The following is a 15,897-nucleotide window of genomic DNA, read 5'->3' on the forward strand; positions in this document are numbered from 1 at the left end:
AACTGAACACAAAAAATCACCAATATCGGTTATTGCTTGAAACTGATCTGCATTCAATGTATAGTACAATATTGTTTAATCTTTAGGAAAAGAGTTTATAGTAACAGTAAAAGTTTCAGGAAAGGAATTATTTTAGAATGAAATTAGGCGCCCGCATCCTTAAAACGGGAATAGCAATTGTATTATCATTGTACTTAGGGCAGCTGCTCCATTCCCCGTCACCAATTATGGCAGGGATTGCAGCCATCTTTGCCGTGCAGCCTACTATTTATCGTTCGTACCTGTCTATTATCGAGCAAATACAGGGGAATGTAATTGGAGCTTTACTGGCTATGTTTTTTGTACTTACCTTAAGCAATCATCTTATAGTTATCGGACTTGCAGTCATCATTGCGATTACACTCCATTTAAAATTGAAACTCGAAGGGACAATCGGTTTGTCTCTCGTAACACTTGTCGGTATTATGGAAACACCGGGCGATAACTTTATCCAGTTTGCCGTGATTCGTTTTTCAACTATTATGCTGGGAGTCATCGCAGCATTTGTTGTAAATCTCGTTTTTCTTCCTCCCAAGTATGAAAATAAGCTTTATTATAAAATATCCAATACAACGGAAGAAATATTGCGCTGGATTCGTTTAACCACGCGAAATGCTTCTGACCACAACCTTTTACGAAATGATATTGATAAATTAAAAGACAATATCATTAAAATTGGGCAGCTATATTTGATGTACAAGGAAGAAAAAAATTATTTTAAGCGAACTGATCCTGTAAAATCCCGAAAACTGGTTCTTTACAGACAAATGACCTATACAACAAAAAAAGCATTGGATGTCTTGAAACGGCTTCATCGCTTTGAAAATGAACTTCATGCGCTCCCTGAGGAATTTCAGCAGTCGATACAGACCCAGCTTGACTGTATAGTGAATCATCATGAACAGCTTATGCTGCGGTTTATCGGAAAAATCCGCCAGCAAACTGTATTCGAAGAAGGGGCTTTTTGCCTTAATAGGAAGGAACTTTTCGACCTATTTATTTCACGCCAGGAGGCTGCTGACGAAAGTGGAGAAATGCATTTTTACCACACTATGCAAATTGTTGCATCCATTATTGATTACGGAGAACAGGTAGAGCATCTGGAAAAACTCATTACAACTTTCCAATCCTACCACCAGGGTGTGAATGAAATTTCCATCGAGGAAGAATCATTACAATAAGAAAAATGCGATTCGCGTTGTAACTATTACTGCTTCTACGAATAGACGACATGCAGCTTAGCGAAGAGCTGAACATAAGCTTCTTTGAAAAAGGCTATGGCGCACGAGCAATTGAATTAGATATTCTCTTATCGCAGAGAGAAGCGGAATCTAGTTCAGCAAGTGTCGTCTACAATACACAGAAGCACCGTCAAGGCTGAAAACTCGCCGGGGCTGGAGCTAGACAATTATAAGGGTTAAAAATTATACTTTCTATCTTTTGAATGCAAAAACCGCAGCAGAAATTATTCTGCTGCGGTTTCTTCTTTTTGTTCGAGCTGTTGAACCTGGAATAGCCTATAATAGCTTCCCTGCTTTTTCATTAGCTCGTCATGTCTTCCTATTTCAACAATTTGACCATGTTCAATTAATACGATTCTGTCAGCATGTGTTATGGTCGACAAGCGGTGAGCGACGATAAATGTTGTCCGGTCCTTAGCAAGTTCCTCTAAAGATTCCTGTATAGAGTGCTCACTCTCTAAATCAAGTGCGGAAGTGGCTTCATCCAAAATGAGAATCGGAGGATTTTTAAGAAAAACCCTGGCTATTGCAATCCGCTGCTTTTGTCCTCCGGAAAGCTTAACCCCTCTTTCACCTACCCTGGTATCATACCCTTCTGTCAGACCAACAATAAATTCTTGGGCATTGGCCGCTCGGGCTGCTTCGAAAACTTCTTCTTCCGAAGCTTCGGGCTTTCCGAGGAGGATATTTTCTTTTACAGACTCACTGAAAAGTATATTATCCTGAAAAACAACACCAATCTTATCCCTCAAGGATTGAACCTGGAATTCTCGAATATCGATCCCATCCAGCAATATCCTTCCCTCTGTAACATCATAGAATCGCGGTATAAGGCTTACAAAGGTTGACTTTCCTCCGCCACTCATTCCCACAAGTGCAATTGTTTCTCCACTTTTGATATCAAGGGAAATGTTTTTAAGAACCATTTCATCATTTTCATTATAAGAAAAGCTTACATTATCGAATGTAATGTCCCCTCTTACATTTTTACATTCCAAAGCATTAGGGGGATCGACGATATCATATTTTTCATCCATCAATTCGAATACCCTGTCCATACTTGCAAACGACTGGGTCAAGGTTGTAGAGGAATTCACCAATCTACGCAGCGGACTATAAAGTTTGTCAATATAGGCAAAAAAGGCAACCATCGTTCCCAGAGTCAGGTGATGCATAATAACTAAGTAAGCAGAATAGCCAATGACCACCAATGGTGCAACATCCGTTATGGTGTTGACCACTGCAAAAGACTTCGCATTCCAGCTTGTGTGCTGAAGTGCTTTTGTGAGGAAATTCCGGTTTTGCTTGTCAAACTGCTTCTGCTCATATTTTTCAATAGCAAAGCTTTTGATAACCGACATACCCTGGACACGCTCATGCAAATAGCTTTGTACCTCAGCAAGAGCCTGAGAACGAATTCTGGTTAGACTCCGTAGGTTTCCAAAAAAGTAGTTGACGGTAAAACCATAAAGCGGGAAAAGAACAATTGAGATAACCGTTAATTTCGTATTCAAGGAAAACATGATTCCAATTGCAATAACAATTGTAGCTATATCGAGCCATAAATTCATCAAACCTGAAATGACAAATGTTTTGGTTTGCTCAACATCATTAATCATTCTTGAAATAATTTCCCCTGACCGTGTGTTTGAATAATATTTAAAGCTCAGCTTTTGAATATGTGTATAGAGCCGGTCTCTTATTTCATATAAAATTTTACTGGCAGTCCACTGGGCATAATACTGACGATAATACTCAATTGGCGGACGAAGAACAACGAAAATCACAATCATAACTACCATCAGGTACATTAATTTGGAGATTTTAACATCCTGGGACAAAGAATGATTGCCAATAATATCATCCACCACATATTTAATTAACATGGGTATAATCAGAGGAATAGCAAATTTAATCAGTCCAATAATAATTGTGCCTATTATCTGGAAACGGTAGGGCTTTACAAATTCAAGATACCTAAGAATATTCCTCAAGCTTATTTCTCCTTCCCTGAAAAAAAGCGCTTTAGCGCCGAAGGCAAATTTATTTAATAAAATTAAAAATTTTATACATTTTATACCCAAGATAGGCTGCTATATCCGCCTATAGAAGTATATTTTCATAAACATCATACAAAAGCCTGTTGATTACCGACATCAACAGGCTTAAAAACGAAAGATATTTAACCCCTATAGGTCAAATAACGTTCATACCAGGTATCAATAAAATCAGGGGCAAACGGACCTTTCCGCTGGCGGATCCAGCGAATTAATTTTTCAACATTCGCTTTTAGAATCTGGTCGATTACTTCGGGATAATTCATTTCACGGCGGTGGCGCTCATATTCGTCCTCATCAAGAAGATTAAAGGTCATATCCGGAAAAACTTTAATATCCAAATCATAATCAATATATTTAAGAGCTTCTCCATCAAAAATAAATGGAGAACTAATATTGCAGTAATAGTAAATTCCGTCTTCCCGAATCATTCCAATCACATTAAACCAATATTGGGAATGGAAATAACAAATAGCCGGTTCCCTTGTAACCCAGGTTCTTCCGTCAGATTCAGTCACAACAGTCCGGTCATTTCCGCCAATCACCAAATTCTGCGATCCTTTCAGAACAGTTGTTTCTTCCCACACCCTATGGATGTGCCCATTGTGTTTATAGCTATGTATTTGCATTGGCTCACCTTCGATGGGTACGCCCATGATTTCTCCCCTACCTTCATTTCTCGAACGCTTTGCAACCTATCCTATTCCGCTCAAACCGACAAAAGGCAACAAAGTCCAATTCCTTTTTTTATTATTATAACGGTTAGGCAGGGAATTTAAAACAAAAGAGCCATTGAAAATCAATGACTCTTTAAAAAACATGATATTTTCTTATTAAAAAGGACCTATCCAACGATCATTTCATCTGTCTGATGATAGGAGGAAATAACTTCTTCTGTTTGTTTTTCAAACGTTTTCTGTATTTCCTTTAATTCCTCTTTCATGCGTTTTACTTCTAATTGGACACTCTCCAGTTCAGTCCCGTTCTGGATTTGAAGGAGTTCCTCTTCGATTTCCTGGCAGCGTTCAAGTTCTGATTGAAGGAAAAGTAACTTTTCCATAGTCCTCATCTGTTCTGAAACCAAACGGTTAAAGTTTTCCATGCTCCACCCCGGCCATTTATTTGTTCCTTAAGTAATTCTCCGATAGGAACTTTTTTCCTTTGACTATTTATGGCGATAAGATGGAAGTTTTGTCGAAAAGAGATTTCATGTCCCTTATAATATGTAAAAAATCTTTTTAGAATGATTAAGGGGAAGTGAGGAAATTAAAAATTAAAGAAAGCACCCCCTGAGGAGTGCTTTCAAATCTAAAGATGATTATTGTTGGCCGAATTGGCTGCCGCTTTGGCTTTTACGAGACTCAGCTTGCTGATTTTGACGTCTAACTTCAGCAGCATTTGTTTCGCTGCCAAACTCAGTACCAAATTGGCCTTGGCTTGATTGGCTTTGGCTTGATTGGCCTTGAGAAGCTTGTTGGTTTTGGCGTCTAACTTCAGCAGCGTTTGTTTCGCTAGCGAACTCAGTACCAAATTGGCCTTGGCTTGATTGGCCTTGAGAAGCTTGTTGGTTTTGGCGTCTAACTTCAGCAGCATTTGTTTCGCTAGCGAACTCAGTTCCGAATTGGCCCTGACCAGCTTGAGCATTTTGCTGTCTTACCTCTTGAATGTTAGTACCTGATTGAGATTTGTTAGGCTGTTGGTTGAATTTAGCCATTGTAATCACCTCCACGCTCATTAATTTAACCAGGTGAGCGGAAGGTTATCCTCGAATTTATTGGTAAAAAACACCAGAGATTCCCTATACCAATAGAGAAATTCCGCCATCAACAATGATGGTTTGCCCTCTAATCATACTAGCCTGATCAGATAGGAGAAACATTACGCTATTAACAATATCAGGAATTTCCACCATTTTTCCTGCGGGTGTTTTTTTTCGCGCTTCCTCAAGAAGTTCCTCCCGATTTGGAAAATGCTTAAGAGCCTCTGTATCTACTGCTCCTCCAGAAACAGCATTTACCACTATATTTTTAGGTGAAAGCTCCACTGCGAGGTATCTCGTTAACGCTTCAAGTGCGGCTTTTGATACACCTACAGTTGTGTAGTTTTCAAGATAACGAATAGAACCGAGTGAACTTATGCTGACGATTTTACCGCCCTCGTTTCTTTCCATTAGTCTTGCTGCCTCTTGAGCACAGAACAATAATGCTTTACTGTTAATATTCATTGTCCAGTCCCAATGAGACTCTTCCAATTCCATTGCAGGCCGCAGAACCCCTGATGCTGCGTTATTTACAAAAATATCAAGACGCCCGAATTCCTGTTCAATTTGAGCAAACATATCTTTAATCTTGGCTACATCTCCAACATTGGCCTTTACAACTAAAACCTTGCGTCCAAGTGCTTCTATTTTTTCTGCTGTTTCCAGCGCCGATTTTTTGCTTCGGGCATAATTAATTACCATGTCATAACCGGCTTCAGCAAGCCTAATAGCAGTTGCCTGTCCAATCCCTCTGCTGCTTCCGGTAACTAGTGCTACTTTTTGTGTCATATGCTTACCCCTTTAGTATTTTTAGTTTGTTTACATTTTATCTTTTTGAGGTATAGAAGACAATTCAAACCTAATAATAAAAAGAAGTATGTGCCTTTCATAGGATAAAACTGAAAGGTGATTACTCTATGATAGGAGGAGCTAAAATGTACGTAGGCAGGGATATGACCGAATTATCAATGATGTCGATTAAGGATTGGAAAGACAGTGAACTCGCCTTTTTTCATCATTCACTTCAACAAATGACTCCCTATCTTAATAGCGAGGGGCAAACCATTCACCGTGAAATTATAGAAGAAATAGAAAATAGAGGCGGCATGAAACGAAACGAAGCGGATTGGGAGCACGGAACCGAAGTTACTTATGACTAAAATAAACCAACTTTAAAGCAAAGAAGAACGCTGAATTTAGTCAGCGTTCTTCTTTTTGTTTGGTGCTTTAAACTTTACTGTTGGTTTCGCTCCAAAAAGGAATGCTTCTAAGAAGAACCATCGCAGGGACAGCCTGCCTTTTTCCTGTCACGAAGCTACCCGCTTTCCTCGGGCTGCTTTCGGAAGTCTGTCAAAACTTCAGCGCTAGCCCTCAAGGTCGCTTCATATTTCATTTTCATTGTATTCCTTATACAGTTTTCTCATTTTCTGATGAGAAACCGGAAAGGCATATTGTTCCATTTCTTCAGAAGTGACGAAACGCCATTCCGGTGAGTTTTCAAAGCTTCCCGATAATTTTCCCGTATAAACCGTTATCTTCCAAATAAGATGAGAAAAAACATGTTCTATAAGTCCGATATTTTTACCGGGGGATACAATTAAATCAAACGTTTGATTAAAAAATTCCGTTAGCTGTTCCTTTCCACTTTCAAATGGATGATGGATTTCAAGATTGGGGAATTCCCATAAATTTGCAAGGAGGCCCTTATCCGGACGCTTATGAATAAGGAACCTGCCATTATCATCGGTCAATACCATTGCAGCAAGCCTTACTTCACGCTGTTTGCTTTTTTTTCTCTTAACCGGCAATTCATCCTGTACTCCCTCATGAAAAGCAATACAATGCTCGCGGACAGGACATAATAAGCAGGATGGTGATGTAGGTGTACAAATAAGCGCCCCTAATTCCATTAAAGCCTGATTAAAAAAAGATGGTTCCTTATGAGAAATTAGGGCTCTTACCGCTTCTTCAAAGATTTTTCTTGAAGAAGGCTTGGCTATATCCTCCCAAACCGAAAGGATTCTTGATAACACCCTCATTACATTTCCATCAACAGCCGGTTCAGGAACACCGTAGGCAATACTCAAAATTGCTCCGGCTGTATAGGGTCCAACTCCCTTAAGCTTGGAAATTTCCTGAGGAGTATTCGGAACTACACTTTCGTAATTCTCTTTTACTTCTTTTACAGCAGATTGAAGGTTTCTGGCCCGTGAGTAATAACCAAGCCCCTCCCATGCCTTTAAGACCTTCTCTTCATCCGCTTCTGCAAGATCATTTAAGGACGGGAAAAGCTCTATGAAGCGATTGAAATAGGGAATGACTGTATCAACTCTTGTTTGCTGAAGCATAATTTCCGAAACCCAAACTTTATATGGATCCTGGTCTTTTCTCCAAGGCAGGTTTCTCTGTTCTTGTTTAAACCAGGAAATTAAATCATCCTGAAATCCTTTAATATCAAATTGTTCCAAATTTTTCAAAGGCAGATCTTTCACTTTTGTTCCTCCAGAGTGTTAAACATTTCATAAATAGGGAATATAATAATATCGTTTTGGTACTAACTAATTTAAAAAACCATTTTTAATACACTATCTAAGTTAGACATACAATTAAAAATTCGCAAGAAAGAATTTTTGCCATTTAAAAAAGGGAATGTAATTTTTAGTTTTTTAGAAAGGAGGCAGTCCTTTTGGATACAGGAACTCACGTTGTTATGGGACTTGCTTTAGGAGGGCTTGCTACATTGGATCCGGCCGTTACAGCAAATCATGCAACTGCAAGCAGTGTACTGATTGGAACCATTGTCGGATCTCAGATTCCGGACATTGATACCATTCTTAAACTTAAGAATAATGCAGTATATATTCGAAACCACAGAGGAGTCACCCATTCTATTCCAGCTGTTCTACTATGGCCTCTTGCTATATTGGCGGTTGTATATCCTTTTTTTCCCGATGCAAATCTTCTCCACCTTTGGATGTGGACCTTTTTAGCCGTATTTATCCACGTTTTTGTTGATATTTTTAATGCTTATGGTACTCAAGCCTTAAGGCCCTTTAGCAGAAAATGGGTTGCTCTAGGGGTCATCAATACCTTTGACCCATTTATTTTTGGAATTCATGTTCTAGGTCTTTTTATTTGGGCCGGAGGAAACCACCCGGGACCTATCTTCCTGAGCATTTATGCCATCCTCCTCTTATATTATATTTCACGCTTTATTGCCAAGCGAAAAGTGATGGCAGAGTTAAAGAAAATAGTACCGGATGCTACAGAGGTAATCATTGCTCCTACAATGAAGTTTCATCAATGGCGAATTGCTGCGATGAATAATGATCAATTTTTTGTAGGAGTCGCTAAAAATAATCAGGTAACCATTCTTGATCGCTTTAAGAGAATCCCAGTACCTGAAACTCCTGTTATCGCAGCAGCTAAGAAAGATAAAAACCTTTCTGCCTTTTTATCTTTTTCTCCTGTTTATCGTTGGGAAGTTGATGAATTTGATGATTCATCTTATGAAGTAAGATTTATCGATTTGCGATACCGCAGTAATGGTTACTATCCTTTTGTAGCTGTTGTCCAGTTAGATAAGAATTTAAACATTATTACGTCTTACACCGGATGGATATTTAGTGAAGAAAAGCTCCGAAAAAAACTCGATATTCTTCCTGGTTAATAAAACAAGCGATGGCAGCGTCATCGCTTGTTTTATTAATTTATTGTATTTTTATTCTGGTCCAAATATTTTTTGTATTTAGGATTCTGACCTGCAAATTCATGAAGCTTACTGCCGTATTGTTCTATCCACTGACGGACAATTTTTTCAGTCATTTCGCTGCCCTTGTACTCTCTGCCTGCCCGGGCGTATGTTGTTTCAAAATCATCCCAAAGGAGTTCAACCCAGGTTCTTGCCTGTCCATAAGATAAAGATTCATTCTTCTCGAGGAGAATAGTTGTCAGTCTTTCCTGATAGTCATTCATAACAGCACACCACTCCTTTACCAATTATTTTTAACATAACCCTGCTTTAACGGACAAATACTAAACACACGTGGTCAGCATTGGAACTCCTTTGCTCTTCACGGTTTCCCATTTCTTTTGCTGGAGGTAATCTGATGAGAAATAAAGCATCCAATTTTCCAAATCAGAGTCATAATAAGTTTGAGGGCGAACCCAGAGCCAAGGCTGAATATGCATCAAAGCGGGCTGATGGTACCATTAATACACACCCTCAGGAACGTATGCGTGCTTCCAATCAGCGGGAAAATGATACAAGTAACGAATTATTTTCGTAAGAAGGTTTACCCATCAGTGGAGCCTGGCTCCACTGATATTTATTTTAGAGCTTTTAGCATAGAAATCGGAAGAGCCTCTTCTTCGCTTGTACCGCCCAGACGAAACCCCCAAGCAAAAACTCCATTTAAATAATCAATTTTAAAATAGACGCCAGGATCTCCTTCAATTTCATAAATATCCCCGGCATTAAAATTATTTGGATCCAACAAATAGGACTGAGCCATTAGAACTTTTCTTTCAAGCACGGCAAATTCATTTACCATTCCAAGCTGCTCTGCCTTTCTTGCCTTTTCCTTTAGGCTGGCAATTTCTTGCTTTAATTCATAATCGGACATTTGACTATATCTTTTTTCCTGCTGCATCCTCATTCCACCTGTCGTTATCTCATCTATTTATTTTAGTATAGTTAATTTTGTATCATAGATAAAGAAAATCACTTTCATAAGGAGTTTATTTTAAATGAAATCAATGATTGTAACCGGAGCCGGTTCAGGATTGGGAAAAGAGCTATCTCTCCTCCTTGCTAAAAAGAGTTTCCATTTAATTTTAACAGGAAGAAAAAGCGTTAAATTAATGGCGGTGAAAAAAGAAATTGAAGCGTCAGGCGGAAATGCGGATATTCTAGAATTAGATGTTTCAAACGAAGATAATGCAACTAGACAAATAAATATTCTTTGCAAACAATTTGACGTCTATGGACTGGTAAATAATGCAGGTATCGGCCACTTTGGCCCGATTGTAGAATTAAACAGTATGGAAATTAAAGAAATGATAGAAACCAATGTTTTAGGAACCATATATTTAACCCGGGCCCTTCTCCCCCACCTAAATAAAGGGCATATTATTAATATTATTTCTACAGCCGGGCTCCGTGGAAAGGTAAATGAATCAGTTTATGCAGCAAGCAAATTTGCCGTTAGAGGGTTTACGGAAAGTCTTCAAAAGGAATATCAAGGCTCAGGCATCAAGTTTACTGCCGTTTATATGGGGGGTATGGACACTCCCTTCTGGGAAAATACCGACCATATAAAAGATCCATCCCGACTGCGACCAGCCAGCGAGATAGCAGAAGAAATTATAGACAAAATGGATGATGATTCAATTATTATTGAAAGCAAAAAATCATGACAGTATTATGTCATGATTTTTAATCTTCCTCTGATACCGAGTCTAAATAGCGGTCTATCAATTCAAAAGAAAAGCCTTTTCTAAAAAGAGCCTGTTTAACCTTTTGCTTATATTCATAACCGCTAAATTTAGCGTATTTACGGCTGGCTTTTTCCCCTTGGTGTCGAACAGCCTCCATCTCGCCATCAAGAGAATCGTCCTGTTCCAATTCTCTTACAGCAATTTGGATTACTTCATTGGTATATCCTTTTCTCATTAGCATGCTTCTTAATTTTTCGTTAAGCATACGTTTTGATTCATTCGTGTACTTCTTGCTATATTTTTCGCAAAGCTTCACTGCTTTTTCTATTTGAAGCTCTAAAGTATATTCATTAAGTGAAGTTTCAATAAAACCATTCTTAATGCCTTTTTCCCGCAACTCTGTTTGGATTACCTTTACTCCTTTATCAGTAGTATTCATTTGCGTCCTGACATAGGCTATCGCGAAATCAAGATCATTGATATATTTTTGTTCAGTTAATTTATGAAGCACTTCATTAATAACCGGATCTTCTATATCTTTTTTGTTTAAATAATCCCGAATTTCTTTTTCGGACCGGATCCTAGCTGCCAGGTACCCGACCGCTAGGTTATATGCTTTTCTAATATCATCCTGATAATTGATCTCTATTAATGAAAGCTCATCCATTTCCATCCCTTTTTTGAGACGGTGTTTAATCAGGACCTCTTCATCAACACTGAATGCATATTGTTCACCCTTGCCATAATCCATAAAAATATTGTATCTGTCTTTATTTTTCTGTTGTGCAGTAATCTTTGTAATGACTGCCATCCAGCTCACCTCATCTTCAATGTAGCACATCGTATGAAGTTTTTTTAGCACTTTGCCTGTAAAATTAAATTATATTATTGCTGGGAGGTCTGTTATGAGAATAGCGATTGCGGGTGGTACCGGATTTGTGGGTAAAGCCCTAACTGACGAATTGATTGATAATGGACATAAGGTTTTTATTTTAACCAGAAGAAAAGGAACAGTTTCACCTAAAAAGAACCTCCAGTTTGTTCATTGGCTTGAAGATGACGCCAGGCCGTGGGAAGAACTCGAACAAATAGATGTACTCATTAATCTTGCAGGCGAATCCATTAACAGTGGCAGATGGTCCGAGGAAAGAAAAAGGAGAATTTTGCAAAGCAGGCTGAATGCAACAGAAGAGCTTCTTAGAATTATTAAAAACCTGCATTCAAAGCCCCGCGTTTTCATTAACGCCAGTGCGATTGGCTTTTATGGAACCTCCACCCAAAAAACTTTTACTGAAGAAGAGAAAGACCCTGGTAACGATTTCCTGGCTTATACAGTTAAAGAATGGGAACATAAGGCGAATGAGGCAGCAGGCATTGGTATAAGAACTGCATTTTGCCGCTTCGGTATTATACTGGATAAATCAGAAGGTGCTTTGCCAAAAATAGTTTTCCCCTATAAATTTCTTGCTGGCGGGAAAATTGGATCGGGCAAACAATGGATGTCCTGGATTCATATTAAGGATGTCATAAGAGGAATTTTATTTATCATTAATAATGAACAGCTATCTGGCCCAGTTAATTTTACAGCCCCCAACCCCGTTACGATGAATGAGTTTGGGAAAACGGTGGGCAATGTACTGCATCGGCCGCACTGGCTGCCTGCACCTTCGTTTGCCCTGAAAGTCTTATTGGGAGAAATGAGTTTACTGGTCCTAGAAGGGCAAAGAGTTCTACCTGAAAAACTGCTGGATGCAGGTTTTCATTTCGAGTTTACTGAGCTTTCCTCTGCTTTAAAGAATATTTTTTCATAAACATTTTGTATCAATCCCTCTCTCTTGGGCAAAAATTGTAAGGTTGAAACTAAGCTGAAGGGAAGGATTCAAAATGGAAAAAAGGAAAAAAGAAAAATCCAAGTTCACCTTAACCAGCATGCAGGAGGTTACTTACCAAAGAGCCTTTAAAATGGCAGACCGTGCAGGTGGCTTCGAAGAAAAAAGGTCTAAACACTAAAATTTGACCTTTTGTGGATATTACTTATCTCAGAAATTTCCACTTATCCCTGGCTTGATATTGGCAAAAAATAAGGTACGGAACATTGCTTCCTTACCTTTTGCTTTTGAGAAATAAAACTCGAAAGGGGTTATATAATGAATAACAATTCCAGAAGTAAATCAAAGCTTCCTCAAGTCCCTAAAGACATGAAGTCTGACGGCAGAGATGTAGAGTTTTCAAGAGAACTTGCAGACCAGGCTGATATGGAAGCACAAGCGCGTGCAAATGCAGCTAACCAGCGGGTACGCAAACAATAAGTAAAAAAAGAGAAGCAGGAATCCCTGCTTCTTTAAATATTTTATAAGGGGGTAAAGAAAGTTATTCAATCGAATTCTGAAGAGAGGTTGTGCAATTACTGCTCAGAATCCGTTTAAATCGTTACAAAGACTTAATTGTTCTAGAGGTAATGTGGCAGAAAACTTAGCCACTTTCGTAAAAAGGTTTTTCAAAATTCCTCTGCATGAAAATTACCGATCTTTTCCCCGGCCTTCTCCAAGAAACCTTTTTACTACCCTTCTTGATTTTCAATATACGCCGATCGATCCCTAGAAACAAGGGCTTTCACAGTTTGTTAACATATTAATATTGGAAATTTGAAAAGACTGTGAACACAGTACTAATAGTGGCATTAATTAAATAGTACTTTTTGCTTAGTTGTGGATAATGTTGATATTGTGGATATCTATTAAAAAGCCAATTATATCAGCGTTTAATTTAATCGGAGAATGTTAATAACAAAATGTGGATAACTAAAAGAAAACCTGTGGATAATGTGGGTAAATATGTAGAGTGCTGAATTAACAACGGTGGATAGTGTGGATAAAACTGTGGATAACATAAAAAAAAGGCTTATCTTCACCATTTTGCAGGATAATCACGCTATAATAGGGTATAAAACTATAGTTCTAACTATTAAACTGGAGGTTTTAAGAACGATGGTCATTGATTTATTAAAAGATCTAATATCCATCGACAGCTCTACAAAAGAAGGTGCAAATAAAGCTGTTGATTTTTGTGGAGTGTGGCTCGAAGGCCAGCAGCTTCCTGTTCAAAAAATCGAAAACAACGGTTATAAAATGCTGGTTTCTGAAATTGGAAAAGGAGATCAGACTCTTATTTTCAACGGACATGTAGACGTTGTAACCGGTAAGCCTAACCAATTTATACCCGTTGAAATGGATGGCAAACTTTTTGGTCGAGGCTCCGCTGATATGAAGGCTGGGGTAGCGGCGATGATGTGCGCAATGAGAGAATTAAAAGATAAGAATTTAAACTTTAAAATTCAGCTTCAAATTGTATCCGATGAGGAAATTGGCGGTATGAACTGCTCTGGATATCTGGCTGAAAACGATTATCTAGGCGATTTTGTCATATGTTCTGAGCCTACCCAGCTGGGGATTGCCCACCAGGCTAAGGGAGTATTACGCCTGGATATAGAGGTCAAAGGAAAATCAGCACATGGAAGCCGGCCTTGGGAAGGAATCAATGCAATTGAAAAGGCATATCACATATATGAACAAATTCTAAACCTTTCCTTCGCACAAGAAAGTACCGCCTATTACAAGTGCCCTTCCATCAATTTGGCTAAGATTCAGGCTGGGGATGCCTACAATAAGGTGCCAGAAGAATGTATGATGAGTTTCGATATTCGTTTCCTCCCTTCTCAAACAAAAGAAGAAATCCTAGCCCAGATTGAAAGTGTCACAGAAGGAAGGGTTTTTGTAAATATGTTTGCTGAGCCAATAAATACTCCTTCTAATCATCCTGTTATTGAGCTGCTTGGCCCTATTGTTGAAAAGTTCAGTAATACTCCCGCCGTTTATTTTGGACAGCACGGGACAGCTGATACGGTGTTTTTTGCAAAACACGGGATTCCTGCTATTGAGTTTGGTCCAAGTGGTGCGAATTGGCACGGAGATGAAGAATATGTTATTTGTGAATCGGTTTATTCCTATCAAAAAATGCTGACAGAGCTAGCTCTGTCAATCGACTTGAAAGCCCTAAAAAATCCTAAAAAAATGACAAAAAAATAGCACGCAGTCGCGTGCTATTTTTTATAAAGAAGCTGTAAATAAATCACTTGATTCTTTTTCAACGATTCCCGCTAATACAGGAAAAGCTTCTGTTCCCGGGTTTTGATCCAAAATTTGATTTAAGCCTTTTACGCTGGATTTAATAATCCATTTGTTATTCGGGTGTTGCTTAAGCCATTCGATAGATGGATCTACAACCTTCTTTTTCACCCCATCTAGTAGCCAATAATTGGCTTCCTTTTGGTTGTCCTGTGCCGAAGAGTCTCTTATAGGAATTCCCGCTTCTCTATCGGTTTGATGTCGTGATTGGGCCAGGTCTTCAATTACTGCGCTTGCCGTAGGGAACATCCCTGCACCAGGACCTCTTAAGGTGAGGCTGCCAACAAGGTCCGCTTCTATGTTTACTGCATTTTCTACACCTTCTACATCATAAAACGGGCTGCTTTTTCCCACTAAAACAGGCTGTACTGATGCAATGACTTTACCATCCTTCCATTCAATAGAAGCAATATGTTTAAATTTCAAATGAAGCCGGTCAGCTTCCTCAATCCATTCACGAGTAATGGAGGTTATTCCTTCCACATGGACATCCTTCCATTCTGGCTGGATTCCAAAAGCTAGCTTACTTAATACCATTAATTTATAAAAAGCATCTGTTCCTTCTACATCATTTCCGGGATCTGCTTCAGCATAGCCTTTTTCCTGCGCTGTTTTTAACACGCTGGCAAACGGCTCCCTTTTTTCGCGCATTTCAGTAAGAATGAAATTGGATGTACCATTTAAAATACCTTTTATTTGTTTTATATTATTTACTTTTAATAATTGACGGAGAGTCTGGATAATAGGTATTCCACCCCCGACAGTCGCCTCATAACCTAAAGAAACACCCTTATCAGCTGCAAGAAGAGATAATTCCTCGCCATGATAAGCAAACATTTCTTTATTTGCCGTAATGATATTACTTCCCTTTTCAACCGCTCGCTTCAGGTAAGTAAAGGCGGGCTCTTTTCCGACAATTGCCTCGATTATATAATCAATATGCGGGAGGTTTATAATTTCTTCAAAATTATCCGTAACTAAGATATTTCCTGAAATTCTTCTTTGCTTTTGTTTATTTCTAACCAGAATAGCCACAATTTCTACTTTTTTTCCTAATACTTTTTCAAGGCGTTCTCCGTGTGACTGAATGCTTCTGTAAACTCCTTCACCCACAGTACCAAAACCAAGCAAGGCTATTTTTAAAACGCTCATCTTCCCACATCCTTTTTGAAATTTTC

General features: G+C 38.7%; 19 protein-coding genes. 9 read left to right on the plus strand and 10 right to left on the minus strand.

The annotated features are described in order from the left end of the window. Window positions 1–137 precede the first annotated feature (137 nt). Entirely contained in the window at window positions 138–1,220 is a 1,083-nt protein-coding gene (locus tag AC3WR0_RS17450) for an FUSC family protein (protein WP_492553503.1), read from the plus strand. Between the two features lie 284 nt (window positions 1,221–1,504). Here AC3WR0_RS17450 and AC3WR0_RS17455 read toward each other — a convergent pair whose 3' ends face one another. From AC3WR0_RS17455 to fabL, 5 genes are all read right to left on the minus strand, one after another. Continuing rightward, window positions 1,505–3,274: an ABC transporter ATP-binding protein gene (locus tag AC3WR0_RS17455; protein ID WP_492553504.1), complete on the minus strand. Its 1,770-nt coding sequence runs from the start codon at window positions 3,272–3,274 to the stop codon at window positions 1,505–1,507. Window positions 3,275–3,462: 188 nt separating this feature from the next. Beyond that, complete coding sequence (gene ntdP / locus AC3WR0_RS17460; protein ID WP_027321011.1) at window positions 3,463–3,993, minus strand: nucleoside tri-diphosphate phosphatase; 531 nt, start codon at window positions 3,991–3,993, stop codon at window positions 3,463–3,465. 188 nt (window positions 3,994–4,181) lie between these two features. Beyond that, a complete protein-coding gene (locus AC3WR0_RS17465) occupies window positions 4,182–4,439 on the minus strand; it encodes a YgaB family protein (protein WP_027321010.1) in 258 nt (85 codons plus the stop codon). A 216-nt stretch (window positions 4,440–4,655) separates the two neighbouring features. Continuing rightward, entirely contained in the window at window positions 4,656–5,051 is a 396-nt protein-coding gene (locus tag AC3WR0_RS17470) for a gamma-type small acid-soluble spore protein (RefSeq protein ID WP_492553559.1), read from the minus strand. Between the two features lie 84 nt (window positions 5,052–5,135). Beyond that, window positions 5,136–5,885: an enoyl-[acyl-carrier-protein] reductase FabL gene (fabL, locus tag AC3WR0_RS17475; RefSeq protein WP_492553505.1), complete on the minus strand. Its 750-nt coding sequence runs from the start codon at window positions 5,883–5,885 to the stop codon at window positions 5,136–5,138. A gap of 146 nt (window positions 5,886–6,031) precedes the next feature. Here fabL and yfhS point away from each other — a divergent pair, with 146 nt between their 5' ends. Next, window positions 6,032–6,256 carry a mother cell protein YfhS gene (gene yfhS, locus AC3WR0_RS17480; RefSeq protein ID WP_492553506.1) on the plus strand — a complete coding sequence of 75 codons (225 nt, stop codon included), beginning with the start codon at window positions 6,032–6,034 and terminating at the stop codon, window positions 6,254–6,256. A gap of 222 nt (window positions 6,257–6,478) precedes the next feature. On the opposite strand, the gene mutY is transcribed toward yfhS, so the two are convergent. After that, window positions 6,479–7,588, minus strand: a complete 1,110-nt coding sequence (gene mutY / locus AC3WR0_RS17485) for an A/G-specific adenine glycosylase (RefSeq protein ID WP_492553507.1) — start codon at window positions 7,586–7,588, stop codon at window positions 6,479–6,481. Window positions 7,589–7,782: 194 nt separating this feature from the next. On the opposite strand from mutY, the gene AC3WR0_RS17490 reads away from it, so the two are divergent. Further along, window positions 7,783–8,766, plus strand: a complete 984-nt coding sequence (locus tag AC3WR0_RS17490; protein WP_492553508.1) for a metal-dependent hydrolase — start codon at window positions 7,783–7,785, stop codon at window positions 8,764–8,766. A gap of 35 nt (window positions 8,767–8,801) precedes the next feature. Here AC3WR0_RS17490 and AC3WR0_RS17495 read toward each other — a convergent pair whose 3' ends face one another. Next, window positions 8,802–9,071, minus strand: a complete 270-nt coding sequence (locus AC3WR0_RS17495) for a YfhJ family protein (protein ID WP_492553509.1) — start codon at window positions 9,069–9,071, stop codon at window positions 8,802–8,804. 134 nt (window positions 9,072–9,205) lie between these two features. On the opposite strand from AC3WR0_RS17495, the gene AC3WR0_RS17500 reads away from it, so the two are divergent. Beyond that, entirely contained in the window at window positions 9,206–9,385 is a 180-nt protein-coding gene (locus tag AC3WR0_RS17500) for a small, acid-soluble spore protein K (protein ID WP_027321003.1), read from the plus strand. Between the two features lie 39 nt (window positions 9,386–9,424). Here AC3WR0_RS17500 and AC3WR0_RS17505 read toward each other — a convergent pair whose 3' ends face one another. Continuing rightward, window positions 9,425–9,748 carry a YfhH family protein gene (locus AC3WR0_RS17505; RefSeq protein ID WP_492553510.1) on the minus strand — a complete coding sequence of 108 codons (324 nt, stop codon included), beginning with the start codon at window positions 9,746–9,748 and terminating at the stop codon, window positions 9,425–9,427. A 97-nt stretch (window positions 9,749–9,845) separates the two neighbouring features. Between AC3WR0_RS17505 and AC3WR0_RS17510 the strand changes: the two genes are divergently transcribed. Next, complete coding sequence (locus AC3WR0_RS17510) at window positions 9,846–10,514, plus strand: SDR family NAD(P)-dependent oxidoreductase (protein WP_492553511.1); 669 nt, start codon at window positions 9,846–9,848, stop codon at window positions 10,512–10,514. A 19-nt stretch (window positions 10,515–10,533) separates the two neighbouring features. Here AC3WR0_RS17510 and recX read toward each other — a convergent pair whose 3' ends face one another. Then, entirely contained in the window at window positions 10,534–11,346 is an 813-nt protein-coding gene (gene recX, locus AC3WR0_RS17515) for a recombination regulator RecX (RefSeq protein WP_492553512.1), read from the minus strand. A gap of 94 nt (window positions 11,347–11,440) precedes the next feature. Between recX and AC3WR0_RS17520 the strand changes: the two genes are divergently transcribed. From AC3WR0_RS17520 to AC3WR0_RS17535, 4 genes are all read left to right on the plus strand, one after another. Next, on the plus strand, window positions 11,441–12,346 hold the full coding sequence (locus AC3WR0_RS17520; protein ID WP_492553513.1) for a TIGR01777 family oxidoreductase: 906 nt from the start codon (window positions 11,441–11,443) through the stop codon (window positions 12,344–12,346). Between the two features lie 73 nt (window positions 12,347–12,419). Next, complete coding sequence (locus AC3WR0_RS17525) at window positions 12,420–12,545, plus strand: YfhE family protein (RefSeq protein ID WP_081680014.1); 126 nt, start codon at window positions 12,420–12,422, stop codon at window positions 12,543–12,545. A 137-nt stretch (window positions 12,546–12,682) separates the two neighbouring features. Further along, a complete protein-coding gene (locus AC3WR0_RS17530) occupies window positions 12,683–12,844 on the plus strand; it encodes a YfhD family protein (protein ID WP_492553514.1) in 162 nt (53 codons plus the stop codon). A gap of 678 nt (window positions 12,845–13,522) precedes the next feature. After that, the gene (locus AC3WR0_RS17535) at window positions 13,523–14,620 is read left to right on the plus strand and encodes a M20 family metallopeptidase (RefSeq protein WP_492553560.1); all 1,098 of its coding nucleotides are present in this window, start codon (window positions 13,523–13,525) and stop codon (window positions 14,618–14,620) included. Between the two features lie 21 nt (window positions 14,621–14,641). Here the strand turns inward: AC3WR0_RS17535 and AC3WR0_RS17540 are convergent, their stop codons facing one another. Next, window positions 14,642–15,871, minus strand: coding sequence for a homoserine dehydrogenase (locus tag AC3WR0_RS17540; RefSeq protein WP_492553515.1), 1,230 nt, complete (start codon window positions 15,869–15,871; stop codon window positions 14,642–14,644). Window positions 15,872–15,897: the final 26 nt, after the last annotated feature.

Source organism: Neobacillus sp. FW104-15D2 (genome assembly GCF_058790155.1).